General features: G+C 36.4%; 27 protein-coding genes and 2 other annotated features. Of the genes, 16 read left to right on the forward strand and 11 right to left on the reverse strand.

Features of this window, described 5'->3' with window-relative positions:
* The first annotated feature begins 47 nt into the window (after positions 1–47).
* The gene (locus tag MHH71_RS18340; RefSeq protein WP_018765065.1) at positions 48–1,229 is read left to right on the forward strand and encodes a NupC/NupG family nucleoside CNT transporter; all 1,182 of its coding nucleotides are present in this window, start codon (positions 48–50) and stop codon (positions 1,227–1,229) included.
* 44 nt (positions 1,230–1,273) lie between these two features.
* On the opposite strand, the gene MHH71_RS18345 is transcribed toward MHH71_RS18340, so the two are convergent.
* From MHH71_RS18345 to MHH71_RS18355, 3 genes are all read right to left on the reverse strand, one after another.
* On the reverse strand, positions 1,274–2,446 hold the full coding sequence (locus MHH71_RS18345; protein WP_078211834.1) for a DUF418 domain-containing protein: 1,173 nt from the start codon (positions 2,444–2,446) through the stop codon (positions 1,274–1,276).
* Between the two features lie 172 nt (positions 2,447–2,618).
* On the reverse strand, positions 2,619–3,125 hold the full coding sequence (locus MHH71_RS18350) for a ferritin (RefSeq protein ID WP_006096464.1): 507 nt from the start codon (positions 3,123–3,125) through the stop codon (positions 2,619–2,621).
* A gap of 55 nt (positions 3,126–3,180) precedes the next feature.
* Positions 3,181–3,501 carry a MazG nucleotide pyrophosphohydrolase domain-containing protein gene (locus tag MHH71_RS18355; RefSeq protein WP_016112448.1) on the reverse strand — a complete coding sequence of 107 codons (321 nt, stop codon included), beginning with the start codon at positions 3,499–3,501 and terminating at the stop codon, positions 3,181–3,183.
* Positions 3,502–3,574: 73 nt separating this feature from the next.
* Between MHH71_RS18355 and MHH71_RS18360 the strand changes: the two genes are divergently transcribed.
* Positions 3,575–4,153: an LOG family protein gene (locus tag MHH71_RS18360; RefSeq protein ID WP_018782746.1), complete on the forward strand. Its 579-nt coding sequence runs from the start codon at positions 3,575–3,577 to the stop codon at positions 4,151–4,153.
* Between the two features lie 27 nt (positions 4,154–4,180).
* On the opposite strand, the gene MHH71_RS18365 is transcribed toward MHH71_RS18360, so the two are convergent.
* From MHH71_RS18365 to MHH71_RS18375, 3 genes are all read right to left on the reverse strand, one after another.
* Positions 4,181–4,378 (reverse strand): hypothetical protein, encoded by a 198-nt coding sequence (locus MHH71_RS18365; RefSeq protein ID WP_033799219.1) that lies wholly within the window; start codon positions 4,376–4,378, stop codon positions 4,181–4,183.
* Positions 4,379–4,564: 186 nt separating this feature from the next.
* Entirely contained in the window at positions 4,565–4,726 is a 162-nt protein-coding gene (locus MHH71_RS18370) for an NADH dehydrogenase (RefSeq protein ID WP_080740092.1), read from the reverse strand.
* A complete protein-coding gene (locus MHH71_RS18375; RefSeq protein WP_033799220.1) occupies positions 4,696–5,136 on the reverse strand; it encodes a Dps family protein in 441 nt (146 codons plus the stop codon). Before MHH71_RS18375 ends, MHH71_RS18370 begins: the two co-directional genes overlap by 31 nt.
* 389 nt (positions 5,137–5,525) lie before the next feature.
* Here MHH71_RS18375 and MHH71_RS18380 point away from each other — a divergent pair, with 389 nt between their 5' ends.
* The 4 genes from MHH71_RS18380 to MHH71_RS18395 all read left to right on the forward strand — a co-directional run bounded on the left by MHH71_RS18380 (position 5,526) and on the right by MHH71_RS18395 (position 9,460).
* Positions 5,526–5,960 carry a DUF3920 family protein gene (locus MHH71_RS18380; protein WP_006096468.1) on the forward strand — a complete coding sequence of 145 codons (435 nt, stop codon included), beginning with the start codon at positions 5,526–5,528 and terminating at the stop codon, positions 5,958–5,960.
* A gap of 113 nt (positions 5,961–6,073) precedes the next feature.
* The gene (locus MHH71_RS18385) at positions 6,074–6,484 is read left to right on the forward strand and encodes a MarR family winged helix-turn-helix transcriptional regulator (protein WP_003201765.1); all 411 of its coding nucleotides are present in this window, start codon (positions 6,074–6,076) and stop codon (positions 6,482–6,484) included.
* 49 nt (positions 6,485–6,533) lie between these two features.
* Positions 6,534–7,232, forward strand: coding sequence for a pirin family protein (locus MHH71_RS18390; RefSeq protein WP_033799221.1), 699 nt, complete (start codon positions 6,534–6,536; stop codon positions 7,230–7,232).
* A 578-nt stretch (positions 7,233–7,810) separates the two neighbouring features.
* Positions 7,811–9,460 (forward strand): M4 family metallopeptidase, encoded by a 1,650-nt coding sequence (locus tag MHH71_RS18395; RefSeq protein WP_042511553.1) that lies wholly within the window; start codon positions 7,811–7,813, stop codon positions 9,458–9,460.
* A 47-nt stretch (positions 9,461–9,507) separates the two neighbouring features.
* Here MHH71_RS18395 and MHH71_RS18400 read toward each other — a convergent pair whose 3' ends face one another.
* Positions 9,508–9,822: a metal-sulfur cluster assembly factor gene (locus MHH71_RS18400; RefSeq protein ID WP_006096471.1), complete on the reverse strand. Its 315-nt coding sequence runs from the start codon at positions 9,820–9,822 to the stop codon at positions 9,508–9,510.
* Positions 9,823–9,961: 139 nt separating this feature from the next.
* On the opposite strand from MHH71_RS18400, the gene MHH71_RS18405 reads away from it, so the two are divergent.
* A complete protein-coding gene (locus MHH71_RS18405) occupies positions 9,962–11,056 on the forward strand; it encodes a TIGR04053 family radical SAM/SPASM domain-containing protein (protein ID WP_006096472.1) in 1,095 nt (364 codons plus the stop codon).
* 258 nt (positions 11,057–11,314) lie between these two features.
* Here the strand turns inward: MHH71_RS18405 and MHH71_RS18410 are convergent, their stop codons facing one another.
* The gene (locus MHH71_RS18410) at positions 11,315–12,109 is read right to left on the reverse strand and encodes a class I SAM-dependent methyltransferase (RefSeq protein ID WP_006096473.1); all 795 of its coding nucleotides are present in this window, start codon (positions 12,107–12,109) and stop codon (positions 11,315–11,317) included.
* A gap of 116 nt (positions 12,110–12,225) precedes the next feature.
* Positions 12,226–12,499: a binding site (T-box leader), on the forward strand.
* Positions 12,500–12,550: 51 nt separating this feature from the next.
* Here MHH71_RS18410 and metG point away from each other — a divergent pair.
* On the forward strand, positions 12,551–14,179 hold the full coding sequence (gene metG / locus MHH71_RS18415) for a methionine--tRNA ligase (RefSeq protein ID WP_033799222.1): 1,629 nt from the start codon (positions 12,551–12,553) through the stop codon (positions 14,177–14,179).
* Between the two features lie 31 nt (positions 14,180–14,210).
* Here metG and MHH71_RS18420 read toward each other — a convergent pair whose 3' ends face one another.
* Entirely contained in the window at positions 14,211–15,113 is a 903-nt protein-coding gene (locus tag MHH71_RS18420; protein WP_006096476.1) for an EamA family transporter, read from the reverse strand.
* A 538-nt stretch (positions 15,114–15,651) separates the two neighbouring features.
* Here MHH71_RS18420 and MHH71_RS18425 point away from each other — a divergent pair.
* The 4 genes from MHH71_RS18425 to MHH71_RS18440 all read left to right on the forward strand — a co-directional run bounded on the left by MHH71_RS18425 (position 15,652) and on the right by MHH71_RS18440 (position 18,498).
* The gene (locus tag MHH71_RS18425; RefSeq protein ID WP_003201786.1) at positions 15,652–16,266 is read left to right on the forward strand and encodes a DedA family protein; all 615 of its coding nucleotides are present in this window, start codon (positions 15,652–15,654) and stop codon (positions 16,264–16,266) included.
* 201 nt (positions 16,267–16,467) lie between these two features.
* Positions 16,468–16,689 (forward strand): helix-turn-helix transcriptional regulator, encoded by a 222-nt coding sequence (locus MHH71_RS18430; protein ID WP_006096477.1) that lies wholly within the window; start codon positions 16,468–16,470, stop codon positions 16,687–16,689.
* Positions 16,679–17,392, forward strand: a complete 714-nt coding sequence (locus MHH71_RS18435; RefSeq protein ID WP_033799223.1) for a DUF3169 family protein — start codon at positions 16,679–16,681, stop codon at positions 17,390–17,392. Before MHH71_RS18430 ends, MHH71_RS18435 begins: the two co-directional genes overlap by 11 nt.
* Positions 17,392–18,498 carry a M50 family metallopeptidase gene (locus MHH71_RS18440; RefSeq protein WP_006096480.1) on the forward strand — a complete coding sequence of 369 codons (1,107 nt, stop codon included), beginning with the start codon at positions 17,392–17,394 and terminating at the stop codon, positions 18,496–18,498. Before MHH71_RS18435 ends, MHH71_RS18440 begins: the two co-directional genes overlap by 1 nt.
* Before the next feature lie 157 nt (positions 18,499–18,655).
* Here the strand turns inward: MHH71_RS18440 and MHH71_RS18445 are convergent, their stop codons facing one another.
* Both MHH71_RS18445 and MHH71_RS18450 read right to left on the reverse strand, forming a co-directional pair.
* Positions 18,656–19,042 (reverse strand): DUF3938 domain-containing protein, encoded by a 387-nt coding sequence (locus MHH71_RS18445; RefSeq protein ID WP_018765049.1) that lies wholly within the window; start codon positions 19,040–19,042, stop codon positions 18,656–18,658.
* 367 nt (positions 19,043–19,409) lie between these two features.
* Positions 19,410–20,303: a YitT family protein gene (locus MHH71_RS18450; protein ID WP_018765048.1), complete on the reverse strand. Its 894-nt coding sequence runs from the start codon at positions 20,301–20,303 to the stop codon at positions 19,410–19,412.
* Positions 20,304–20,578: 275 nt separating this feature from the next.
* On the opposite strand from MHH71_RS18450, the gene MHH71_RS18455 reads away from it, so the two are divergent.
* From MHH71_RS18455 to MHH71_RS18470, 4 genes are all read left to right on the forward strand, one after another.
* A complete protein-coding gene (locus MHH71_RS18455; RefSeq protein WP_018782757.1) occupies positions 20,579–20,863 on the forward strand; it encodes a hypothetical protein in 285 nt (94 codons plus the stop codon).
* Between the two features lie 28 nt (positions 20,864–20,891).
* Positions 20,892–21,674, forward strand: a complete 783-nt coding sequence (locus tag MHH71_RS18460) for a membrane protein insertase YidC (RefSeq protein WP_006096484.1) — start codon at positions 20,892–20,894, stop codon at positions 21,672–21,674.
* Between the two features lie 156 nt (positions 21,675–21,830).
* Positions 21,831–22,637 (forward strand): hypothetical protein, encoded by an 807-nt coding sequence (locus tag MHH71_RS18465; protein WP_006096485.1) that lies wholly within the window; start codon positions 21,831–21,833, stop codon positions 22,635–22,637.
* A gap of 391 nt (positions 22,638–23,028) precedes the next feature.
* Positions 23,029–23,264: a binding site (T-box leader), on the forward strand.
* 65 nt (positions 23,265–23,329) lie between these two features.
* Complete coding sequence (locus MHH71_RS18470; RefSeq protein WP_003209004.1) at positions 23,330–24,643, forward strand: APC family permease; 1,314 nt, start codon at positions 23,330–23,332, stop codon at positions 24,641–24,643.
* The last annotated feature ends 153 nt before the right edge of the window (positions 24,644–24,796 follow it).

The following is a 24,796-nucleotide window of genomic DNA, read 5'->3' on the forward strand; positions in this document are numbered from 1 at the left end:
TCATTCGTTGGACGACCAATAACTCATGGAAAGTGGAGGATTCACATATGAAACTAGTGATGTTTCTAGTCGGTTTACTTGTTGTATTTGTACTAGGTTTCCTTGTAAGTTCAGATCGTAAGAAAATTAAGTATAAACCAATTGCAATTATGCTTGTTATTCAATTAGCATTGGCTTACTTCTTATTAAATACAAAGATTGGATTTGTATTAGTAAAAGGAATTTCAGATGGCTTTGGCGCCATTTTAAAATACGCAGAAGCTGGGGTTAACTTCGTATTTGGTGGTTTAGCGAATGATGGACAAGCACCGTTCTTCTTAACAGTATTACTACCAATTATTTTCTTAGCGGTATTGATTGGTATTCTGCAACATCTTAAAATTTTACCGATTATTATTCGTGCAGTCGGTTTCGTATTAAGTAAAATAAATGGTCTAGGAAAATTAGAATCCTATAATGCAGTAGCAGCGGCAATCGTTGGTCAAGGTGAAGTATTTATCACAGTAAAAGATCAATTAAGTAAATTACCAAAAAATCGTTTATATACACTTTGTGCATCTTCTATGTCAACGGTATCGATGTCAATTGTCGGTTCTTATATGAAAATGATTGATCCAAAATATGTAGTAACAGCACTTGTATTAAACTTATTCAGTGGATTCATTATCGTTCATATCATTAATCCGTATGACATTAGTGAAGAAGAAGATATTTTAGAATTACAAGAAGATAAGAAGCAAACGTTCTTCGAAATGTTAGGCGAATACATTATGCTTGGATTCTCTATTGCAGTAACAGTAGCAGCAATGTTAATTGGATTCGTAGCATTAATTACAGCAATTAATGGTGTATTTGATTCTATTTTCGGCATTACGTTCCAAAGCATTTTAGGATATGTGTTCTCACCATTAGCATTTGTTATGGGTATCCCAACATCAGAGATGCTACAAGCAGGACAAATTATGGCAACCAAATTAGTAACAAACGAATTTGTTGCGATGCTTGATTTAGGAAAAGTAGCTGGCGATTTATCAGCTCGTACAGTAGGTATTTTATCAATCTTCCTTGTATCATTTGCAAACTTCTCATCTATTGGGATTATCGCAGGTGCAACAAAGAGTATCGATGGAAAACAAGCGAACGTTGTATCTTCTTTCGGATTAAAGCTTGTGTATGGTGCAACGTTAGTAAGTATATTATCAGCGGTTATCGTTGGGGTTATGCTTTAAAAATAAGGAAAGCAATGGGCGCGTGAGCTCATTGCTTTTTTTGTTTAACTTACTTTGTTTAACTTACGTTTAAAAGCAGGCCTTTTTAAATATGTGCCAAGACGCCATACGTATTCAACTGGCCCTATGCGATACCTTTTTAACCAACAGGTGCTAGCATATAATTGGATGACGTAAATTACAATTGTTAAGACAATGCCAAAGAAGTAGCCGATTTTCCCATATAAACCAAGTCCATACGCATAAAAAATGGTGGTAGCAATGATGGATTGCGCTAAATAGTTACTAACTGACATTTTTCCCATGTTAGCCATATATTCTAATAAACGTGATGCTTTTTTGTAACGAAATAATAAAATGATAGAGCTTCCGTAAAAAATGGCCATGCTAAGCGGTGTAACACTGTCTTTTAACATAATGAGAAGAGGTTGTTTTGTTAATAGTTCTAAGATTTTTACTGTGAAAGAAAAAATACCGCTGATGAACCAGATTTTTTTGAGGGAAGGTAAATGTTTATCTATTTCAAACAGCCAGCCTTTTTTTCCAACATACATTCCTAGTAGGAATAGTGGAGTCATGAAAATCAGTGCGAAAAGTGTTATGAAAAATGTTCCGAAAAAGCCAGTGATCCCAATATACTTAAAAGGATCTTCATTAAGGCGGAAGCTTACATGTTCTATATAGCTACCAGTTTCATGAACCTGTTGTTCTTTTGCGATATAAGGTGCAAAGTCATCGGACATATTGGTACTTGGTTCAAAGGGATAAGACATCAGCATAGTTAGTACTAGTATGATGGATGCCCAAATGATCAATGTTTTGGGCTTTCGATTTATAAACATCATTAATAAGATTCCTATAATTCCATAACCGAATAAAATATCCCCATCCCAAATAAAAGTACCATGGAGATATCCGAGGATGAGTAAAATACTAAGGCGGCGGATATAAACCGGAAAGAAACGTTTTTCTTTTTTTATGATACTGTTTTGCAGCAAAGTAATACTAATCCCAAATAGAAAAGAAAATAGGGAAATGAAATTGTGGGTGCCAAAAAATTGAATAAACCAATTGGCACCTTCATCAACTTTTCCGAATACATAAGTAGGCTGTTCACCGCTAAACATTCCAAATTGAATTAATGTCATGTTAACAAGTAAAATACCGAATAAAGCAAAACCACGAACGGCATCGATTGCTTCTACACGTTGTTTCATAGAGATGTTCTCCTTCCCGTTTGTACTCTATATTGAAAATAATACCATTTATAATAGTAGTCCTATGTAGAATGAGCGAAGATTTAAGCTGATTTTAATCCGATGTTAAGGTGAAAAGTGATTTAAAGGAGAAAAAAATCACCTTAACGAATTCATTAAGGTGATAAGGATATTACTCAGCAGGAGGAGTAAACGTACGTTTTTCCAATTCCGCATCTAACATAAATAGAGCGTTAGAGTCGCTTGTAATACGTTTTAGTTTTTGGATGATGCTGTCGAAAGAAGCTTCTTCTTCAACCTGTTCGTCAACGAACCATTTTAAGAATGTAATTGTCGCGTGCTCACGCTCATCCCAAGCGATATCGGATAAGTTGTAAATACGCTTTGTTACTTCACGCTCATGCTCAAGTGCGATCTCAAATGAGCTTAAAACCGATTCATATTCATTGTTAGGGTTTTCGAATCCAGTAATAATGGCGCGCTCTCCGCGGTCATTAATGTAATTGTAAAGTTTCATTGCGTGGAAACGCTCTTCTTCTGCTTGTACAAGGAAAAAGTTTGCAAATCCATCATAGCTTTCTGCTGTGCAGTAAGCAGCCATTGCCATGTAAACATGGGCAGAGTAAAATTCAAAATTCATTTGGTCGTTAAGCGCATCGTGTAATTTAGTAGATAACATAAATTCTCTCCTTTGTATGTTGTCGGAACCATTATATCATAATTGATAAATATTCTCATTTGTTTTCGAAACGATTAGAAAGCTTCTCGACATGTGCCTCCATAATATCTTGTAAGTCTAAATCATATTTTTGAGAAAGGATAATGAGGTTTGCAAGTACATCTCCAAGTTCTTCTTTTAATTCAATTTTCAATTCTTCCACTTGTTTTACTTGTTCATCTGGGCGATCGCGTCCAATTTCAATGGCGCGTACAACTCGTGAAACTTCTCCTACTTCTTCTGTTAAGAAATTCAAGCGAATAAAAGAGTTATATTGTGACCAGCTTCGTTTTTCGTAAAATTCCTCAACCCATCTCTGAAATTCGGCAATATTCAATTCTTTCCCATCCCCTCAATATGTTGTACAATATTCATTGTATCATAACAATATATAGTTTCGGGGTGTAGGTATGAGAAAGATTTGTGTGTTTGCAGGTTCTAATTTAGGAGAAAGACCTGAATTTAAAGAGCAAGCAATTAAGCTTGGAGAAGTGCTTGTCCAAAATAATTGTGAACTAGTATACGGCGGTTCATGTGTTGGTTTAATGGGGGAAGTAGCCAATGAAGTGTTGCGCTTAGGCGGACGTGTCACTGGTGTTATGCCTCGTGGTTTATTTCGCGGAGAGATTGTTCATAAAGGATTAACAGAACTAATTGAAGTAGAAACAATGCATGAGCGCAAAGCAAAAATGGGAGAGCTTGCGGATGCATTTATTGCGTTACCAGGTGGCTACGGAACATTTGAAGAGTTATTTGAGGTTGTATGTTGGTCACAAATTGGAATTCATGACAAGCCAGTTGGATTATTAAATATTAAAGATTTTTATAGTCCAATTTTGCAAATGATCGATCGCACGGCAGAAGAAGGGTTTATGAATCCATCGAATAAAGAGTTAATTGTTTCGGCGGATAATGCAGAAGAATTATTGCTCCACATGAAAAACTATAAGAGACCTGTTATGGGGAATAAGTGGAAGCAGTTATCATAATAAGGTGAATAAAAAGAGGCATTCCGTTCATTTCGGAATGCCTTTAGATTTGCCTTTCATAGATTTCTTATATAAATGCCAGCCACCCCAACCACCAAGTATCGCGATACAGATAAGGAAAGGGTAGCTTCCTACATCTACGTTTATGCTTAAAATATTGGCTATCATGAAAGTAATTCCAACAGCTAATGAAGCGAAAAATACTCGAATCAAATAGTCTTTCAACTGAACCACTCCCGTCATTTGATAGTGATAGTACCTAAATGATGAATTTGGAAAAGTATTGTCTAGACGTAACTATTAGATGGCTATTTTCTATATTTTAACATAAAAACGGTTGAGATATATCGATATAATAATAAATCCCCTCAAGTGAATTGAGGGGATTTATTGACCGAGCCGCTTGCGCTTTTAATAGTATCCAGCTCCAGCGGCTAGAACAGTCGGTCGTTTCACTCCTTTATCTGAGGCAAAAAGCGCCTCTGAATCAGGAGTTCCAACGCCCTCCTGTTCTAAGCGAGCCGCTTGCGCTTTTAATATGATTATTGATTCAAGAACGCACGTAGCATCCAAGCGTGTTTTTCTAGTTCTGTGTAGATGCCAAGTAGTAAGTCAGATGTCGTTTCGTCGTCAGCATCCTGCGCGATTTCCATACCTTTTTTCAGTTCGCCTAGCATCATTTGGTAGTCTTTCATAATTGCTTCGACCATCCCTTCTGCAGTCTCTCCGTAAGCCGCTTCTTGAACAGAAGATCGTTCTAAGTATTCTTTCATTGTCGCTACTGGTTTGCCACCAATTGCTAAAATGCGTTCTGCAATTTCATCGATGTGTCCAGCTGCTTCTGTGTAAAATTGTTCGAATTTCTCATGTAATGTAAAGAATTGAGGTCCTTTTACATACCAATGGAAATTGTGTAATTTTGTAAATAATACGTTCCAGTCTGCTACCTGTTTGTTTAATACTTCGATTACTTGTGTGTTCATATGATCAATCTCCTTTTGAGTTATTATATCTTTTATTAATTTATAATTATTATAATCTAGTAATTGGTATAAATCAACCATTTACAAACATTATTTTTGAACTATATAAATACAAATTGAAAAACGAGATAAAACCGTTCTTTTTAGGTGGGAGAGAGCATCTAGCCATGCATAGAAGCGGTCAGATCCTTTTCCTGCCCCATGCCAAGTAAAAACAAAGAGAGAAAACAAGTAGGGGTCACCTTTTGTTCTTCAAAGCAGCGACTTATATGTTGAAAAATCAAAATGGATTTATATAGATGTAATGTTGTATTGCAATATGTGTTTATTTTTCCTATATGGTGGCATACATATAGAAAAAGGGAATATAGAAAGGAGAATGGAGGGCAATGGAACTCCAGTTTCAAAACGTATATCAGCAAGCTGGAAATTGGTATGTGCTGGACTCAGAGTTTCCGTGGGATATTCAGCGGGTGAAAAATGATATATTTTCACTTATTGAGAAACGCGAAATTCCAGTTATTTTTTGCGATACGTGTGATACAAATAATGTGCTTGCAAACTTAGGAGAAGAGGAAGAAGAATTTTTATTTCCTTTAAGCGGTTTTTATCATAAAGAAAGACAAATGATTTTTGTTTGTATGTGGGAACAGTATGAGCAAGTGCTCAAAACATTACTACATGAATTCAGGCATTCAATGCAACATGAGAAAAATGTATTATACATTGGAAAAGAAGCGTATGAAGCACGTGGGATTGAAAAGGATGCCCGAGCATTTGCAGAACGTAAAATGAATGAATATATAAGAAGAAACTTAAACTAAGGCATAGTGAGAGAAATTCACTATGCTTTTGTTTATCACTTACTAAAATAAAGTAATTGACATTTTTAAAGTTTAGTTCTAAACTAAAGACATCAAGTAAGCGAGGTGATGGAATGAAAACAGAAGAAAGATTAGGATTATTGTTATGGTTTCGTTTATCACGCTTTTATAACAGAAGCATTCGTGAGACAAATCAACATTTGAAAGAATGGAGTTTATCTGCTGCCCAGTTTGATGTTCTAGCCCAAATTGGTGGGCACGATCGATTAACACAGCAAGAACTCGGGCGAAAGCTATTTGTTACAAAAGGGAACATCACGCAGCTTTTAAATAAAATGGAGCAGCTTGATTGGATTAAGCGAGAACAGGAAGGTACTACGAAATACCTTTCGTTAACTGAAAAGGGCAGAGTTTTGTATGAAGATGTTGTTCCACCGCAAGAGACGTTTCAAGCAGAACAATTTGATAAGTTAAATCGTAATGAACAAAAACAACTACTAGAATTACTTCGAAAGTTACAATAAAAAATTTTAAATAAATATCTCGAATTCGAGATAATATGAGGTGAAGGATATGTTTAAAAAAGTTGATCATAAAAATATGGGAAGAGCAAATCACGGTTGGTTAAATACACATTTTCATTTTTCATTCGCAGATTATTATAATCCAGATAATATGAGATTTGGGGCGCTTCGCGTTATTAATGATGATTTAGTAGCAGCGCAAACAGGATTTGATATGCATCCGCACCGTGATATGGAGATTATTTCTTACGTTGTAGATGGTGCATTAACACATCAAGATAGCATGGGGAACCGCGGTACAATTGAGCGTGGGCATGTACAATATATGAGCGCTGGTACAGGTGTTTTTCATAGTGAACATAATTTAGGGAATGAGACATTACGCCTATTACAAATTTGGATTTTACCAGACCGCGCAGGGCACACACCAAACTACGGTGAGTTCAAGTTTGATTGGAATAAACGTGAAAACAATTGGTTCCATATGGTATCTCCAATTGATGGTGGTGCACCAATTGAAATTCATCAAGACGCAAATTTATATTCACTATCTTTAGAAATAGGAAAAGAAATCACTTTCCCTGTTAGCGAAGATCGTCAAGTTTATCTTGTGCAAATTGAAGGAAGCGGTGTTGTAAATGGTGAGACACTTGTAATGCGCGATGCAGCAGAAGTAGTTGAAGAAGATATTCGTATTCAAGCAAAAGAGCACTCACATTATTTAGCGATTGAGATGAAAAAGCAATAAGAGACACTATGAATAAAAAAGAAATAGCGCAGTGAAAATAATGCGCTATTTCTTTTTGTGCTTTTCTTAATTCCTCATACGAAACATCTTGAATACTTTTAAGATTAGAATGAAAAATAGATTTGTTAATGCTGTAACTATAAAGAAAATGGCGAGAACAAATTCATTTAACCCGTTAGTGAATAAAAACTGAGCATAGCAGAGAACGCCTAATATTGCTGAAACGATAGTAGGTAGAAAATATACGATTGCTTTTTGCTGTAGTTTTATGAAAAGGAGGAAAGTCGCTACTAAGGTTATCGGACAGAAGGAATACATAATAATTTGCGGTAACATTATATCACCACCTTTCAAAGATAAAGTATGATTCTAGTTAAGAAGGCTATGCAATTTTATCTTTATTTTTTATATGTAGATATTTTTAAGTGTAATATAATGGGAATGTTTTGCGAATTTAAAATAGGGATTTTTGGATGGAATTGTAAAAAAGTTTCTCAATATTTTTTGGTAGGAGATATTTTCCTTTTCTCGAAATGTATAAGAGTGTCAAAAATTTTTGGGGAATGGGGAGTGTTAGATTGAAAAAGCAAGTCGTTTCATCAGCATTAGCTTTATCCGTTATCGTTGGAGGTTTTGGGGCATTCGGAGCAACAAAAACACAAGCGGCAGAGCAACAAATTCAGTATCACCAAGAATTTAAAACACCGGCTTACATAGGTGAGGAATGGAAAGCACCGCAAGGATTAGATAAAAAGGAAACAGTATTTCAGTATTTAGAGAGCAAGAAAGATATGTTTAAATTAGCAGGAAATATTGACAAACATTTTAATATTGTAGGGGAAGAAAAGGACGCTGACTCGGGTACAACACATGTGAAGTTAGTTGAGAAACATAATAATGTTCCTGTATATGGATCAGATCAAACAGTTACGCTTGATAAAGACAATAACGTAAAGGCGTTCTTCGGGCAAGTTATCCCGAATTTAGAAGATAAAAATATTCCAGCTGCAGCTAGCATTACTGATGAGAAGGCGGTAGAAGTTGCAAAGGCTGATATTGAGAAAGAAATTGGCAAAGTAGATAAATATGATGGTGTGAAAAAAGATTTATATGTGTATGAAAAAGATGGACAATACTATCTTGCATACCTTGTTAAAGCGTCTATTTCAAAACCAGCACCAGGATACTGGCATTACTTTGTTGATGCAACAAATGGAAATGTGATTGAGAAATATAATGCAATCGACCATATTACTGGTTTTGGCTATGGCGTTCTAGGAAACAAGCAATCATTTGAAATTGCTCAAGATGAAAAAACAGGAGCATTTAACTTGTTTGATGGAAAACGTGGAAATGGTGTTCATACGTTTGATGCACAAAATATGGATGAGAACTGGTTTAATCTCTTCTCACAATGGCTTGGATATACAGGTGAAGAAGTAGAAAGTAAATCAAAATTCTTTGAAGATAAAGCGGCTGTTGACGCACATGTAAATGCAGGAAAAGTATACGATTATTATAAAAAGACATTTAACCGTAATTCTTTCGATAATAAAGGTGCGAGGCTGATTTCTACTGTTCACGTAGGTGAAGGGTGGAATAACGCAGCTTGGAACGGTGTACAAATGATGTATGGAGATGGGGATGGAAAAACATTCATTCCATTATCTGCAGGTTTAGACGTTATTGGACATGAGCTAACACATGCTGTAACAGAGCATACGGCGAATCTTGTTTACAAAGATGAGCCAGGAGCATTAAATGAATCATTATCTGATATTATGGGTGTAATGGTTGAGAAGAAAAGCTGGGATTTAGGTGCTGATATTTATACACCTGGTGTTGAAGGGGATGCGCTTCGTTCTCTGAAAGATCCAGCATCTATTCCGAACCCATTAAAACCTGGTGAAGGTTACCCAGATCATTACAGCAAACGCTACACTGGAAAAGCTGATAATGGCGGCGTGCATATTAACAGTAGTATTAATAACAAAGCCGCATATTTAGTATCTGAAGGTGGCACACATTATGGTGTGAAAGTAAATGGCGTAGGCCGTGAAGCAACAGAAAAAATTTACTACCGCGCTCTTACAAAATATTTAACTGCAAACTCTAACTTTAAAATGATGCGCCAAGCTGCACTTCAATCTGCGACAGACTTATATGGTCAAAACTCTAAAGAAGTACAAGCTGTAACGAAAGCTTATGACGCAGTTGGTGTGAAATAAGATGAAAAAAGACCTGACATCGATAATGTCAGGTCTTTCTTTGTTATTTAATCGCGAATACCGAGAGCGATTTTTGCCATACGTGACATACGCTCTTTTGACCAAGGTGGATTCCAAACCACATTGACCTCTATTTCATTTACTTCGGGTACATTTGTCGATAATACTTTTTTGACATCTGATACGATCTGCCCAGCCATTGGACAACCGATCGAAGTCATCGTCATTGTTACAACAGCATTATTATTTTCATCTGCTGTCACATCATATACTAAACCAAGATTGATAATATCTACACCTAATTCAGGATCGATAACAGCCTCTAAATTGGCATATAATTTTTCTTCGAACGCTTGCGACATGCACAACACTCCTAATATTAATGATATCCATTCTCATTATAAAGGAAATAAGATAAAGATGCAGTGAAATAGCTCACAGTGTTTTTTTAGAATCTTTCCTATACTGATTATAAGTATGTAGGAAGGAGAAAGATTGAAAATGAACTATGATGAAAATCCTTTTATCGTGATATGGGAAGTTACACGAGCTTGTGAATTAAAATGTCTGCATTGCCGGGCTGAAGCGCAGTATAGGAGAGATCCGAGAGAATTAACTTTTCTTGAGGGGAAGAGATTAATTGATGAAATATATGAAATGAATCAGCCGATGCTAGTTTTTTCAGGCGGGGACCCGCTTATGAGAGAAGATATTTATGAGCTAGCAAATTATGCAGTGCAAAAAGGACTACGCGTTTCGATGACGCCTAGTGCGACTCCAAATGTGACGAAAGGGGCAATACAAAAAGCAAAAGGGGTTGGACTTGCACGCTGGGCCTTTAGTATCGATGGTGCTACAGCTGAGACACATGATCGTTTTCGCGGTGTGGCAGGGTCTTTTCAGCTTACGATGGATGCGATTCAATACTTAAATGAGTTACAGATTCCCGTTCAAATTAATACAACCATTTCTAAGTATAATATTCATGAAGTAGAGGAGATGGCAGCGCTTGTTGAAAAGTTAGGTGGTGTGCTATGGAGTGTATTTTTCCTTGTTCCAATCGGAAGAGGAAGTGTAGAGGATATGATTTCACCAGTAGAACATGAACTTGTATTTCGTAAATTATATGAAATAGGAAAAAGGGCTTCATTTGATATAAAGACGACAGCTGCTCAGCATTATCGCCGCGTTGTGATACAGCAAAAGAATAAGGAAGGTAAAAGCAAGCAAAGAATGTGTTATGAAGATGCGCTGCAAAATGGGTTAACTGGAAAAATTGATGGTTTAGGACGAGCGCCAAAAGGAGTCAATGACGGTAACGGCTTTGTTTTCATTTCGCATATTGGTGATGTATATCCAAGCGGGCTACTACCGATTCAAGCTGGGAATGTGAGAGAAAAGCGTTTACGAGATATTTATCGTGATTCTCCAATTTTTCAAGCATTACGTAATCCAGATAGCTATAAAGGAAAATGTGGGAAGTGTGAATACCGTTATGTGTGTGGTGGTTCTCGCTCAAGAGCATATGCGATAACCGGTGATTATTTAGAGAGCGAGCCATATTGTGTATATGTACCGAAAGCTTTAAGAAGCTAGCTAATAAAAAATGTGAGATTCCTATTGTCTTTTTAGGATACATCATGTATACTTCTAATTAGTTGATAACGATTATCAGTATCAACTGAACATTGCTCTTCGTTATGTTGGTCATTCCCCTTTTGACTGCGTAAGTCAGAGACAAAATGTTGAAATACCTTGTGTCCTATTCTACAGAATTATGGTAATCTCCAACCTCAACTTATATACGTTAAGCATGCAAAAAGGATCCTATCCGTGAAGGGATCCTTTTTTGTGTTATGTTGTAGCAATTAATGTGTAAAGTCCAGGGACTCTATTTTCAATACCTTCTGGAGCAGAGGAAGGGAAGACCCAGCGCTGGTGTGGACCACGCTCCTCAATAAGTTCTTCAATTCGTAAGTTTGCTTTAGCAATCTCTGTAATAATTTCTCCTAACGTCCAGCGACGAATCTTCGTTTTTGGTAGTAGGTCTCGCTGCGTTTTATCCAGTAGACTGCTATAAGCAACGTTATCTTCAATAATCTCTTCATAAAAATAATTCCCGTTTGCCTGGAACATTTCATGATCTATCGCTACTAACTTTGTATAGAGAGGATGATAATCCCGAAGTATGAAAGTGCCACCGTCTTTTAGCAGCCCAGTGATTAATTTAAAGAGTGGCTGAAGATCTAAAAAATAGTGGAGTACACCTAGCTCCAATAAAACAACATCGAATGTTTTGGAAGGAGAAATGTCTAGTACATCAGAAACAATATATGTAATAGAGGTTCCTGCAGCATCCGCTAGCTCATTTGCATATTTGGCATTGCTTTCAGAAATATCTACAACTGTTACGTCAGCACCTAATAATGCGAATGCCACAGCTTTATTTCCTTTCGAACCAAGTAAATTTATGATGCGTTTTTCCTGTATATTCTCTATGTAAGGTAAGTAATAGGATACTTCATGGGCTGGATCTTGTAATAATTTCTTTGCATATTCCTTGGGTGTACCGTGCCGATTGGTCCACGCCTCATAGGCAGCAGCGTTCCAACTTTGCTTATTAATTGTGCTTAATTGTTTTTGATTCAATGAGATCGCTCCTTTCTTTAAACATGTATATATTCGGAAGGGATTATTTATTTCCTGTTTTCTTTTATAAAAAGTTTGATTTTTCTGTATTTTAATCGTAAAATACGTGTTATATATGAAAAGCATTGAAAAGGAAAAGTAGAATGAAACCATTCTTTCCAGAGAGCTTCGGGAGCTGAGAAGAAGCAAGAATGTTCATTTGAACAATGGCCTTTGAGCTGCGTCCTGAACTTATCAGATGATAATAGTAGGCGGCGACGAGAGTTGGTTCTCGTTATCAAAACCACAGTATAAGAGCGTAATATTGCTCCGTACTTGACGAGGTCAGTTGTGTGAATAGCTGACGAAATAAGGTGGTACCGCGACTGTTTATACAGCCCCGCCCTTATCTTTTTAGAAGATAGGGGTGGGGCTTTTTATATTTAAAAGGAGGAATAGATGATGAGTACTTTTATTGGTGGAGCTTGGCCGTATGCGAATGGTTCTTTACATCTTGGGCATGTTGCGGGTTTATTACCTGGGGATATTTTAGCTCGCTATTATAGAACGAAAGGTGAAAATGTTCTTTACGTATCAGGAAGCGATTGTAATGGAACTCCGATTGCTATTCGGGCAAAACAAGAAGGGGTTACTGCAAAAGAAATTGCAGACTATTATCATGAGGAATTTGAGCGATGTTTTAAGGAGCTTGGTTTTACGTATGATTGTTATACGCGTACAGATGCACAGCATCATCATGAAACGGTACAGAAGATTTTCTTACGTTTGTTAGAAGAAGGATTTATTTATAAAAAGACAGTTGAGCAAGCATATTGCGAAACGTGTACACAATTTTTACCGGATCGCTATGTGGAGGGGGGGTGTCCACATTGCCATGAACCAGCACGTGGGGATCAATGTGATGCATGCTCAGCTATTTTAGATCCACTCGATTTATTAGAAAAGAAATGTAAGCTGTGTGGAAATACGCCAGCAGTTAAGGAAACGGAGCATTTCTATTTTGCCTTGCATAAATTTCAGCCGCAGATTAAAGATGCCGTAGCAGTTGCAAAACGAGAAGGAGCATGGCGTGATAATGCAATTCAATTAACAGAGCGTTACTTAGAAGAAGGATTACAGGACCGGGCTGTATCACGTGATTTACCAATTGGAGTGCCAATTCCAGTTAAGGGATATGAGGATAAGAAAATTTATGTGTGGATTGAAGCTGTTGCTGGTTATTATTCAGCGAGTAAACGATGGGCTGAAGAAATGGGCGAAGATGATGGGGAGTTCTGGAGTAGCAGCGCGAAGACGTACTATGTTCATGGGAAGGATAATATCCCGTTCCATTCTATTATTTGGCCAGCTGTATTACTTGGGATAGGAGAAAAGGCAATTCCACGTCATATCGTTTCCAATGAATATTTAACTGTTGAGAAACGAAAGTTATCGACAAGTAAAAACTGGGCAGTATGGGTACCGGATATATTAGAGCGGTATGATCCAGATTCGATTCGTTATTTCTTAACGATTAATGCACCAGAAAATCGCGACACCGATTTTTCTTGGCGCGAATTTATTTATAGCCATAACAGTGAGTTACTAGGCGCATATGGGAACTTTGTAAATCGTACATTAAAGTTTATTGAGAAATATTATGACGGTGCGGTACCAAAAGGGCATATAAATCTAGAGCTAAAAGAAAGAATAGAGGAATTATATCGTAGTGTAGGAAATGCAATTGAGCAGGCTCATTTTAAAGTAGCAGTAGAAACAATCTTTGAAACGGTACGCTTTGCGAATAAATATTTTGATGAGCAGGCGCCTTGGAAGCAAAGGGAGGAAGAGCCTGTTGCTTGCGAAGAGACGATTTACACCTGTGTATATTTTATTGTGAATTTTGCGCAGTTACTGGAGCCGTTTTTACCGTTTTCAAGTGAAAGGGTACGGAATATGCTAGCGATTACGAATACGGGCTGGAAATGTGAAAATATATTGCCAGAGCGGATAAGTCATGTACAGCCTTTATTTGAAAGAATTGATATAAAACAAATTGAAAAAGAGGTAGAAAGGTTATATGGAGCATGAAAGTAAAAAGAGCACATGATGTGCTCTTTTTTTAGGCGCTATGCTCTATGCTCTTTTTCTTCTCCTTCCGTGCAGTCAAAATTTGTGGTGTAAAAATACCAAGCAATATGCAAACAATGCCGAGCCATTGCATCGGTGATACGACTTCATGAACAAGAGTGATAGAAGCAATGATTGCTGTTGGTAGTTCTGCAGCACCTAAAATGGTTCCCAATCCTATGCCGACCTTTGGTACACCGATGGAGAAGCAAATTACCGGTACAACAACACCGAAGAATCCAAGGAAGAAAGCGTACTTCCATAATCCAGCTTGCAAGGCACCATCCATTAAAAAGGTTGGTGGAAAGAATAAACACACAATAAGTGTAGCACTTGTTGTCATAAGGAAGCTTTTTGTATAGGGTGGTACATTTGTAGCAACGCGGCCACTTGCAAAGACATAAAAGGAAAAAGAGACAGCGGCTAATAGTCCAAAGATAATACCCTTTGTAGAGAAGTTTTGACCAAGCCCTTCAAACACACCGCCTGCAAATAATGTTCCGGCAAATAAAATAATAATAGATATTACCTTTTCGCGGCTTGGTAATGTCTTGTTAGCGACTGCTTCAATGACTACTCCAATCCAGGTAAATTGAAAGAGTAGAACAACAGCGATGGAAGCAGGTAATTCTTCTACAGAAATCGCGTAGAAAATCCCGGTCATGCTCATTGTTGTTCCGACAGCTAATAAGGTCAATGCTTGTTTTTTCGAGACTTTATGACGCGAGAAGAAAAGAACGAGCAATAAAAGTCCCACCCAACCAAATACATATTGTCCACCTAGTAACTCATGTGCAGAAAACCCGTTCATAAAGCCAAGTTTGAAAATTGTAGAAAGTACGCCGTAGCTGCAGGCGCCAAATAAAACTAATAATGAAAACTTAAATTTCTCCATAAAAAATCCTCCTTCGACAAATAAAAAACGCCCGCTGTCCAATTCAGGACAGCGGGCGAACGAAACAGAGTGAAAACTCTACAAAATTCCGCCACTCACAATCGTGTGTGAGTTTGGATATAAAACATTTGATAATGACTATGACTCTAGTTTATAGCAATCTCTTTTACATTTTCAATATAAAGTAGATGTAATTCTTTCCGCAAGTTTTGTGTGTTTTTTTAGAAATCACATGTGAGAAGAGTTGCGCGTATCTTCTAAAATAAGGATAAGTGAATTTCTAAAAGTTAACTACGCGAAAATGAGAGAAAAACGCAATTTTTTTGTATATAATAAAGGAGAAATGAAAAAATTTGAAAATATATAATAGATATTAGGAGAATTTGCATGAATATGGGGTATTTTAGTATTTCCCTTACAAAAATGTAATCTAAATGTAAGCTATTGTGATAGTTATTTCGACAATTTTTTTATACAATAATAGTAACAGTTTGAACGTGATAGATGCTGTAGATAAGAGAGAAAAGGAGAGATCGACATGGAATGGATTCATGAATTATTTCAGCAATACGGTTACTATGTAGTACTTGTAGGGTTGCTGTTAGAGTATATTGCGCTTCCGTTTCCGGGAGAGCCAACACTAGCATACGCGGGTTTTTTGGCGCATCAAGGGGATTTACAATTACCACTTTTAATTATCTTATCATGTATTGGAACGAGTGTTGGGATGACAATTCAGTACTTTTTAGGTAATAAACTTGGTATGCCGTTCGTACAGAAGTATGGGAAGTATGTGTTTTTAACGCAAAGAAAAATTGATTTAACGAGAATGTGGTTTGATAAATATGGATACTTCCTTATTTTTATCGGATTCTTTATTCCAGGTGTACGCCATTTTACTGGATACTTTGCAGGCATTATTAATTTACCATTCCGTCGCTTTGCTATAACGATTTACTCTGGTGCTCTATTCTGGGTATCTTTCTTCTTAATCGGTGGCTATTGGTTAGGTGGAAACTTACATGATATATTTGGAGTACTTGGACAACACATTGGGAAAATTATCTTTGGAGTGATTGTTATTGTAGCAATTACGTTAGGAGTTCGTTTCCGCAAACAATTAAAACGCGTATTTGTACAAAGTGCAAATTAATATGGAATCCATTCTATGTCGGAAATTGGAAGAGGTAGTGCTGATAGGCACTGCCTTTTTTATTTTCCTTTTAAGTTTCATGTAAAAGTTTGTTTTATAGAGTCATTTTGACATACATTAATGTCAAAATGACAATGATAATTGACAACTATGAGGATATTATTTACAATTTTAATTAAATAAACGAAAAAGAGGTCGAATATGAAGCTTCAAAATCGAGTGAGAGAATTTCGAGCAAAGCATCGAATGTCACAGGGTGATTTAGGGAAAGTAATTGATTCATCACGGCAGACGATTAGCTTAATTGAGCGCGGAGATTATGCGCCTTCAATTGTTTTGTCGCTGAAGATTGCGCATGTTTTTGAAGTACCGGTGGAGGAGATATTTACATTAGTAGAGGGGGAAAAGGACGATGAGAAGTAAAAAGAAAGGGAATTTGTTTACGATTTTGAAGATTTTAATGGCTATGATGGGTGGTTTTGGTGTTGGTTTTATATTAGCGGATGCTTTTGTACCCGGACGAAGAATAGTACCTGCGCCTAGTTATTTAGTAATCATTGCGCTTATTTTATTTGCCGTAGGGATTATGTATCGAATTTGGAAAACGACACGTTTCTTAAATAAATTACGTGATGAAGAGGAAAGCATTCTAGGTAGACGGTTAGGAGCACAATTAATTTATTTACGTGCAAGTGAAATCATTATACCGTCTTGGGGAGTTTATGCATACATATCTTGCTATCGCTCTTATATAACAAATACAATGTCATTATTTGAAGTTGGAAATGTAATTGCATCTTCAGTAGGGATCATTGTCGTTATCTTATTAGGCGTTATTATGAAAAATCGATACAACGCACTGTATCCAGAACAGAGCGTAACATATTCACAATCACTTGAGATGTGGGCAAAAAATGCAGATGAAGGACAAACTCACATCGTTCATGAAGCAGGGTATCGAGCTTATCAATCTACAAATATTGTTCTTGTATGCGTATGGTTGGCTGCGATTATTTATACGCTTTGGACGGGAGAAGGTTTCTTCTTTATTGGTATGATTTCATTTGTATGGGTATTGCATATTGGGAAATACATGTATGAAATGCATAAGAAAATGATTTATTAATGTTAAAGATTACTGAGGGGAGAAACAAGGTGGATATTTTGAAAAGGCCAGCTTTTTCTATAGTTATTGCTTTTGTTTGTTCAGTTATATATGGATGGATCAGACCAGAAAAAATGCAAGGGTTTATGGAAATATGGGGAGTACTGCTTATTGGAGTACTTGTTCTTGCAATTCATGAACTTGGGCATGTTATTTTTGGTCTGCTAAATGGTTTGAAGTTTAAATTTATGGTAGCAGGCCCTATTACTATCCAAAAAGAGGGAGAGAAAATACGGATAAGAGAAAATAAATTGTGGTTGTATTTTGGAGGCGTAGCTATGTTGTTACCTCCGTCTATACATACACCAAATCTTTCAAAGAAATGGGCATGGATGACGCTAGGTGGACCGATAACAAGTTTGGTGTGCGGTTTGTTAGCTGGTTATGTATACATGGTGAGCTACTACCAATTTCTTTTATATTTTTCTGTATTACATTTAGCAATCTTTTTAGCTACAGTGATTCCAATGAAGGGAATTATGCTTAGTGATGGCAAACAATTTTTAATCTTAATTAAAGGTGATGAAACGGCGCAGCAGCATTTACATAGTATTCAAGTATCTAGCGAGTTGTGGAGCTTCAAGCGGCCAAAAGATTGGGACGAAAAGTTAGTAGAAATAAGTGAAGAAAAAATAAAGGGCGATGAAGAGGTAAGAGAAGTACTGAGTGATCTTATGCTCACGTTTTATTCGCGATGTGATAGAGAAGGAATGGAAACAGGGATCGTTTGCCTAGAACAGGTTTTACAAATACCTGTTACAAAAGAAAATAAATATTTTGTTGGTGGTTTTCATAGCTGGTATTTGTTATATAAAGTGCTATATGATATGGACGATGTTTCTTTACAAGATATGAAGCAGCACGCGAAGGCTATAACAAAATTGGACCCGCATGGGTATTACCGTACACATGCAATCTTAAAATATTTAGAGAAGGATGCGGAATCCTTTCATACATATATGAAGAAGGCAGAAAGTGAGTTAAAGAATGCTGAAAAGAGTGGAGTCGGTTATTTACAATTAGAACGAGAATGGTTCCAGCTTTTGCAAAAGAAACTCGTAATCTAGGGGATATCTTACACTGAGTAAGATATCCTCTTTCCTATATATAATTTTATATAGCTTGATATAGTGAATGGTGAGGATCAAGGCTTGTCGTATTTTGTGGAACGGTCGATATATTGCAAAAAGAGGCTGGAAGATTCATCTTCCAGCCTCTTTTGTATTAAGAGTTGCTCTCGATCCCTCGACCATTTTCTTCTTCAGGATCTTGTAATAGGTTAAACACATCTGCTAAGCAAAATGCGATAAACCAAGTCCAAAGACCGTGGAAGAAAGCTGAGCTTAATTGTAATGGTAATGTGTAATTCGTCATTGAGAAGGAAATACATCCTCCAACGATTCCGATCATTGTTAATAACATTGTTTTTTGAGCATTTTCTTCTGGATTAAAGAGGAAGAAAATGTATCCGCCTAATATTGAAGCGCTTACAAGTGATTCGATTCCATTAAAAATGATATGTTCTCCAAGCTGAATGTTTGTCCAGAAGCAAATCATGCCGCCGATAAGAGCAAACAGGACAGCTACCATGTACCGTATATGTTGATTCATATGTTCATCTCCTTATGTAATAAGATGATTTGGAAGTCAAAAAGGTAGGTATAGTAATAGAAGTAAATTTTAGTTGTACGTATCTTTTTTAGAGTAATGAAGAATAATTAAGATAATTGGTCACTTTGAACCATTTCTTGTATGATGCGAAAATGATTCGTTATTACGTAAACTTGCACTTGAGATATACCCGATTTCTCGTTTCTTTTTGCTTATACAAGTAAGAGAAACTCCCAAGTCTATACATTCTTTTTTGTGAGTCTTATTGTATTATAACATATTTAGCTTAATAATAATAATAGAATTATCTGATTTTAAAATGAGTGTAAAAATAAAAGCGCAAGGAATTCGAATTCCTTGCGCCTTCTTATATACGTTTGAAACGTCCAACGATTTCAACGGTTTCTGTAATATTCATAAACGCATGATTGTCTACATGACGAATGATACGCTTTATTTCTCCTAATTCGTAACGGGTTACGACAGTGTAAATCATTTTTTTCTTATGGTTGGTATAGCCGCCGACAGCGTCTACCATCGTTACACCACGTATGCCGTGATGCAGTAGTGCGCTTTTAATTTCCTCGCCTTTTTCTGTAATTGTCATTATCGTTAATTTAATGTGTTTTGTATGTACAGCATCAATTACTTTGCTGACAACAAAACGACTAATTAATGTGTACAGTGTAATATCCCATCCGAAAATAAAGCCAGCGACAACAAGTAAGATTAAGTTGAAGCCAAAAATAATAGCACCAATCGAAATGTCTTTATATTTCGCTACAATCAATCCAACAACATCAAAACCACCTGTTGAAGAAGCAAATCGGAATATAATCCCTGAGGCTGCACCACAGATGACCCCACCAAATACAGAAGAAAGTAAAATATCATCTGATACTTGATGTACTGGGATAATGTTCATGGCAAGTGATGATACAGCCACGAAATACGCTGTTAAAAAGGTTGTCTTCTTTCCTAAGTAAAAGTGACTTAAAATGAGAAGAGGGATATTTAGTAAAAAGATAAGTGCACCGATATTATAATGCATTAAATAACCGATAATCATCCCAACTCCAGCGAAACCACCGCTAATCATATTATGCGGGATAAAAAACATATTCATTGAAATAGCATACAAAATGGAAGCTATAAAAATAACAATCAATTGTATTACAAATTCTAAATGAAATGTTCTAGCTGCTGGGAAGGATAAAAAGGCGGTGTCGGGAACGTAATCGGCGTCTCCTAATTGACCCATAGTATGTTTCATCTCCATATTCATTTTTGATTACAAGAAGAGAATAATGCTTTTTTCAAAAACTGGCAACCGTTTTATTATAATAAGAAAATTTTATAAATTTCTAAAAAATCAAACCTATTCAGTTATATGTGTGAATATACTAAAGAAAACGAATACAATGGTTTTCTGTATCATTTTTGTGAGAAAATATGCAAAACATTTATTTGAAAATAAAAGGAAATAGAGAACGTTTGGAGAATGTGCTAAAATGAGCTTATTAAGGATGTGAAGCGATGGAATTTTTATTGCAAGATGCAATTCTATATATAACTTTTGTAACGACAGCATTCTGTTTATTAGAAGTCTATTTTCTCGCTAATGTTTCTCGCTTTGTACGCCAACAAACATCAAGCGGTAGACAAAGAGCTTTCGCATTCGTTGATATATGTGAAGAACATATAGGAAATACTCCGCTTTTTTCCATCTTCTATAAATATGGAATGGTTCGGTCGGTTCGCAGACAAGAATCGAGCGGAGAGAGTGATGAGGTCGGTCCATATTTACCAATGTTTCGCTAACTAATTACGAAACATTGGAGGAATGAACATGTTAAAATCATACCGAGCTGTGCTCGTTAGTTTATCATTATTACTTGTTTTTGTTTTATCTGGTTGTAGCAGTACGGCACCAATTGATGCACATAGTACGGGGGTTTGGGATCACTATTTTGTTTATCCAATCTCGCTTATGCTTCAATTTGTTGCTCATCATGTACCTGGCGGAAGCTTCGGTATTGCAATTATTATCATTACGCTTGTGATTCGTTCAGCAATGATTCCATTAGCTGTTTCGCAATATCGTAGTCAAATGAAAATGAAAAAAATGCAGCCACAGATTCAGAAGTTGAAAGAAAAGCATGGTAATGTAAGCAAAGATATTGAAAAGCAAAAACAATATCAAAAAGAAATGTCAGAACTAATGAAAACAGGCGGTTGGAATCCTTTGGCTGGTTGCTTGCCACTTCTAATACAAATGCCGATTTTTTCAGCATTGTATTATGCGATTAGCAGGACTGAAGAGATTCGTACATCTTCATTTTTATGGGTAAACTTAGGACATGCAGATCCATATCATATTTTACCGATTCTTGCAGCGCTAGCAACATTTATTCAAATGAAGGTTATGCAGTCAAATGTGACACCTGGAGAGCAAGTTCAAATGCTGAAAGTGCAACAGTTCATGATGCCAGCAATGATTTTATTTATGGGATTTGCGGCACCATCAGGACTTGTATTGTACTGGATTACAGGTAACATATTTACAATGCTACAAACAATTGTGCTTAGAAAAGTAATGGATCGTGAAGAAGGACAATTACAAAATGCATAGAAGAAAGCCGCTCAATTGAGCGGCTTTTATTGATTTGTTGAAGTTTATCTAATGGTTAAGGAAAAATTAAGAAAACCAATTTACTATGTGAATTGTATACGAAGGTGTACAAGTTTTAGAAAGTTATTTGATATGAAATGAAGGAGGAATTTTCATATGAAGAAGAAAACAATTGGGTATGTAGTAGCTGCAGGAGCTTTATCACTAGGAATTATGGGAGGGGCAGGTATCCCTGCTTTTGCTGCAGCTAGCACAGACAATTCTACACAAGCCACAGAACAAACTAAGAAAGGGACTTCGTATCAAAACTTGGATGAAGCAACGAAACAAAAAGTGCAAACGATCATGCAGGAGGCGAAAAAGCAATTAGCAGAACTAGGTGTGAAACTTCCTGAAAAAGGGAAACGAGGAGAAATGTTTGCTAACCTGGATGATCAGGCAAAAGAAAAGGTAAAAGCAATCATGGAGCAGAAAAAGTCTGGTACATTAACACATGAACAAGTAAAAGAGAAATTGGCTGAGCTAGGTGTGAAGCTTCCTGAAAAAGGGAAACGAGAAGAGATGTTTGCTAACCTGGATGATCAGGCGAAAGAAAAAGCGAAAGCGATTATGAAGAAAGAAAAAGCAGGAACATTAACTCATGAACAAGCAAAAGAGCAATTAGCAGAACTAGGTGTGAAACTTCCTGAAAAAGGGAAACGAGGAGAAATGTTCGCTAACCTTGATGAGGCGACGAAAGAAAAAGCGAAAGCGATTATAGAGCAGAAAAAAGCAGGAACATTAACTCATGAACAAGCAAAAGAGCAATTGGTAGAACTAGGTGTGAAGCTTCCTGAAAAAGGGAAACGAGAAGAAATGTTTGCAAACCTTGATGATGCGACAAAGGAAAAAGCGAAAGCTATCATGAAAAAGGCAAAAGAGCAATTAGCGGAGCTTAACGTTAAATTTCCAATCAAGGATTAATGGGAGCAAGCGAATAATTGATTAAAATACAGAAGATAAGAAGACTTTTAATAGAACGGTCTTTCGGATGGTGAAATGAAAGAGACTGTGTATAGGATTTATTTGAGGCCAAACTTCTCCCACTGGAGAAGTTTGGCCTTTTTCATTATGCAAATGATTTCTATACCAGAAAGAATTTATTCGGCATTGGGCAGTAGGGCACCATACGAGGAAGATAGATGGGGATTATTATATTAGGATTAAAAAAGTTTTAAAATAATTATGAAATGAGCGTTTATGAAGCTTGTAGAAAATTTTAAGAAAAAAATTGTTCATATGATATATATATATAAACACTCTTGATTTTTTTGAAAAATTCAATATAATGAACATTAACTACAAAATTCGACATCAAGAAGTGATGATGAGGACACGATCGATTTTTTACGATTCTCAGAGAGGGAAGTCTTTGGCTGTGAGCTTCCTAATACGGAAAAATAGATTACCACCTCTGAACTGCAGCAGTGAACGAACAATTAGTAATTGCTTGCCGGCAAACACCGTTATCTAGACTTGAGGAATTGGTGAAGTATGTTATTTTACTGATGAAACAAGGGTGGAACCACGAATACAACACTCGTCCCTTTTTTAGGGAGGAGTGTTTTTTTATTTTATTTTTGCATCACACTAGAATTGGAAGGAGGATACGCAGCATGCATCATGATGAGAAAAACAAAATTGGTTTAACTGTAGCACTATCTATCGTTGTGGGGACTATTATTGGGTCTGGTGTATTTATGAAGCCAGGAAGCGTATTAGATTACTCAGGGAGTTCGAATATGGCAATTCTCGCTTGGGTAGTAGGTGGCTTGTTAACGCTAGCTAGCGGTTTAACTGTAGCTGAAATTGGAGCGCAAATTCCGAAAAACGGTGGATTGTACACGTATTTAGAGGAGATTTATGGGAGCTTTTGGGGGTATTTATCCGGCTGGATGCAAACAATTGTATACGGCCCAGCTATTATTGGAACATTAGGTTTATATTTTAGCTCTTTAATGATTAACTTTTTCTATTTAGATAAAGTATGGAATTTACCAATTGCAATTGGAACAGTTGTGTTCCTTGGTGTTGTTAATAGTATGGGAACGAAGTATGGGGGGATTGTCCAAACAATTACGACATTCGGAAAGATGATTCCAATTGTATTAATTGTTGTGTTAGGTTTTTGGAAAGGGAATAGCGATATCTTTAATGTAGTTGTACCATTATCAGAAAACCAAAGTATTGGAATGGCAATTTTAGCAACTTTATTTGCTTACGATGGCTGGATTTTACTTGCTTCTATTGGCGGTGAAATGAAGAATCCAACAAAGTTATTACCAAAGGCAATGACAGTGGGGATTTTAATTGTAACAGTTGCTTACGTATTAATTAACTTAGCTCTACTGAAAGTATTACCAGCTGCGAAAATCGTGGATCTTGGTGAAAATGCGACAGCGACAGCAGCAAGTATGTTGCTTGGAGAATATGGCGGGAAAATCATTAGTATCGGTATTATCATTTCTATTTTTGGATGCTTAAACGGAAAGATTTTAACATTTCCGCGTATTCCAATGTCAATGGCGGAACGTGGACAACTTCCATTTTCTAAGTTTATTGCAAAGGCACATGAAAAATTTAAAACACCAGCAAATGCGATTACTTTTGAAATTATATTAGGGATTATTTTAATGATTATGAGTGATCCAAATAAGCTTTCCGAGATTTCCGTATTTATTATTTATATTTTCTATGTGATGACATTTATCGGCGTCTTTATTTTACGAAAACGTAATGAAGGGAAAGAACGTGCATACAGTGTACCACTATTCCCGATCGTACCAATCGTGGCGATTTTAGGATCACTATTCGTAATTGGAAGTGCGATTATTAATGATTGGAAAAGCTGTTTCTTATCGATTGGAATGGTATTTACAGGTCTTCCGGTTTATTGGTATTTAAATAAGAAAAAAGAAACGCAGTCTTAAAGAATAGGGATAGTGAAAAGAGCGGGCATATGATATGTCTGCTCTTTTGTTTGTAAAAAATTTCCGGGTGTGTGCAGGAGAATTTACACTTGATTGCAAATGTCATTTTGGTTACTATGATTGTAGTAACCAAAAGTGAACGAGAGAAAGTGT

Source organism: Bacillus sp. FSL H8-0534, from assembly GCF_038005885.1.
In the GTDB taxonomy this organism is placed as follows: Bacteria; Bacillota; Bacilli; order Bacillales; family Bacillaceae_G; genus Bacillus_A; species Bacillus_A pseudomycoides.

What these genes read in the sequence shown, in the direction of transcription:
- metG (WP_033799222.1), top strand. Translation starts at nt 12,551, where the DNA reads ATGAGTACTTTTATTGGTGGAGCTTGGCCGTATGCGAATGGTTCTTTA.
- MHH71_RS18460 (WP_006096484.1), top strand. Translation starts at nt 20,892, where the DNA reads ATGTTAAAATCATACCGAGCTGTGCTCGTTAGTTTATCATTATTACTT.
- MHH71_RS18425 (WP_003201786.1), top strand. Translation starts at nt 15,652, where the DNA reads ATGGAATGGATTCATGAATTATTTCAGCAATACGGTTACTATGTAGTA.
- MHH71_RS18405 (WP_006096472.1), top strand. Translation starts at nt 9,962, where the DNA reads ATGAACTATGATGAAAATCCTTTTATCGTGATATGGGAAGTTACACGA.
- MHH71_RS18340 (WP_018765065.1), top strand. Translation starts at nt 48, where the DNA reads ATGAAACTAGTGATGTTTCTAGTCGGTTTACTTGTTGTATTTGTACTA.
- MHH71_RS18430 (WP_006096477.1), top strand. Translation starts at nt 16,468, where the DNA reads ATGAAGCTTCAAAATCGAGTGAGAGAATTTCGAGCAAAGCATCGAATG.
- MHH71_RS18455 (WP_018782757.1), top strand. Translation starts at nt 20,579, where the DNA reads ATGGAATTTTTATTGCAAGATGCAATTCTATATATAACTTTTGTAACG.
- MHH71_RS18345 (WP_078211834.1), bottom strand. Translation starts at nt 2,446, where the DNA reads ATGAAACAACGTGTAGAAGCAATCGATGCCGTTCGTGGTTTTGCTTTA.
- MHH71_RS18445 (WP_018765049.1), bottom strand. Translation starts at nt 19,042, where the DNA reads ATGAATCAACATATACGGTACATGGTAGCTGTCCTGTTTGCTCTTATC.
- MHH71_RS18450 (WP_018765048.1), bottom strand. Translation starts at nt 20,303, where the DNA reads ATGGGTCAATTAGGAGACGCCGATTACGTTCCCGACACCGCCTTTTTA.
- MHH71_RS18350 (WP_006096464.1), bottom strand. Translation starts at nt 3,125, where the DNA reads ATGTTATCTACTAAATTACACGATGCGCTTAACGACCAAATGAATTTT.
- MHH71_RS18380 (WP_006096468.1), top strand. Translation starts at nt 5,526, where the DNA reads ATGGAACTCCAGTTTCAAAACGTATATCAGCAAGCTGGAAATTGGTAT.
- MHH71_RS18400 (WP_006096471.1), bottom strand. Translation starts at nt 9,822, where the DNA reads ATGTCGCAAGCGTTCGAAGAAAAATTATATGCCAATTTAGAGGCTGTT.
- MHH71_RS18390 (WP_033799221.1), top strand. Translation starts at nt 6,534, where the DNA reads ATGTTTAAAAAAGTTGATCATAAAAATATGGGAAGAGCAAATCACGGT.
- MHH71_RS18470 (WP_003209004.1), top strand. Translation starts at nt 23,330, where the DNA reads ATGCATCATGATGAGAAAAACAAAATTGGTTTAACTGTAGCACTATCT.
- MHH71_RS18385 (WP_003201765.1), top strand. Translation starts at nt 6,074, where the DNA reads ATGAAAACAGAAGAAAGATTAGGATTATTGTTATGGTTTCGTTTATCA.
- MHH71_RS18465 (WP_006096485.1), top strand. Translation starts at nt 21,831, where the DNA reads ATGAAGAAGAAAACAATTGGGTATGTAGTAGCTGCAGGAGCTTTATCA.
- MHH71_RS18375 (WP_033799220.1), bottom strand. Translation starts at nt 5,136, where the DNA reads ATGAACACACAAGTAATCGAAGTATTAAACAAACAGGTAGCAGACTGG.
- MHH71_RS18435 (WP_033799223.1), top strand. Translation starts at nt 16,679, where the DNA reads ATGAGAAGTAAAAAGAAAGGGAATTTGTTTACGATTTTGAAGATTTTA.
- MHH71_RS18360 (WP_018782746.1), top strand. Translation starts at nt 3,575, where the DNA reads ATGAGAAAGATTTGTGTGTTTGCAGGTTCTAATTTAGGAGAAAGACCT.
- MHH71_RS18440 (WP_006096480.1), top strand. Translation starts at nt 17,392, where the DNA reads ATGTTAAAGATTACTGAGGGGAGAAACAAGGTGGATATTTTGAAAAGG.
- MHH71_RS18420 (WP_006096476.1), bottom strand. Translation starts at nt 15,113, where the DNA reads ATGGAGAAATTTAAGTTTTCATTATTAGTTTTATTTGGCGCCTGCAGC.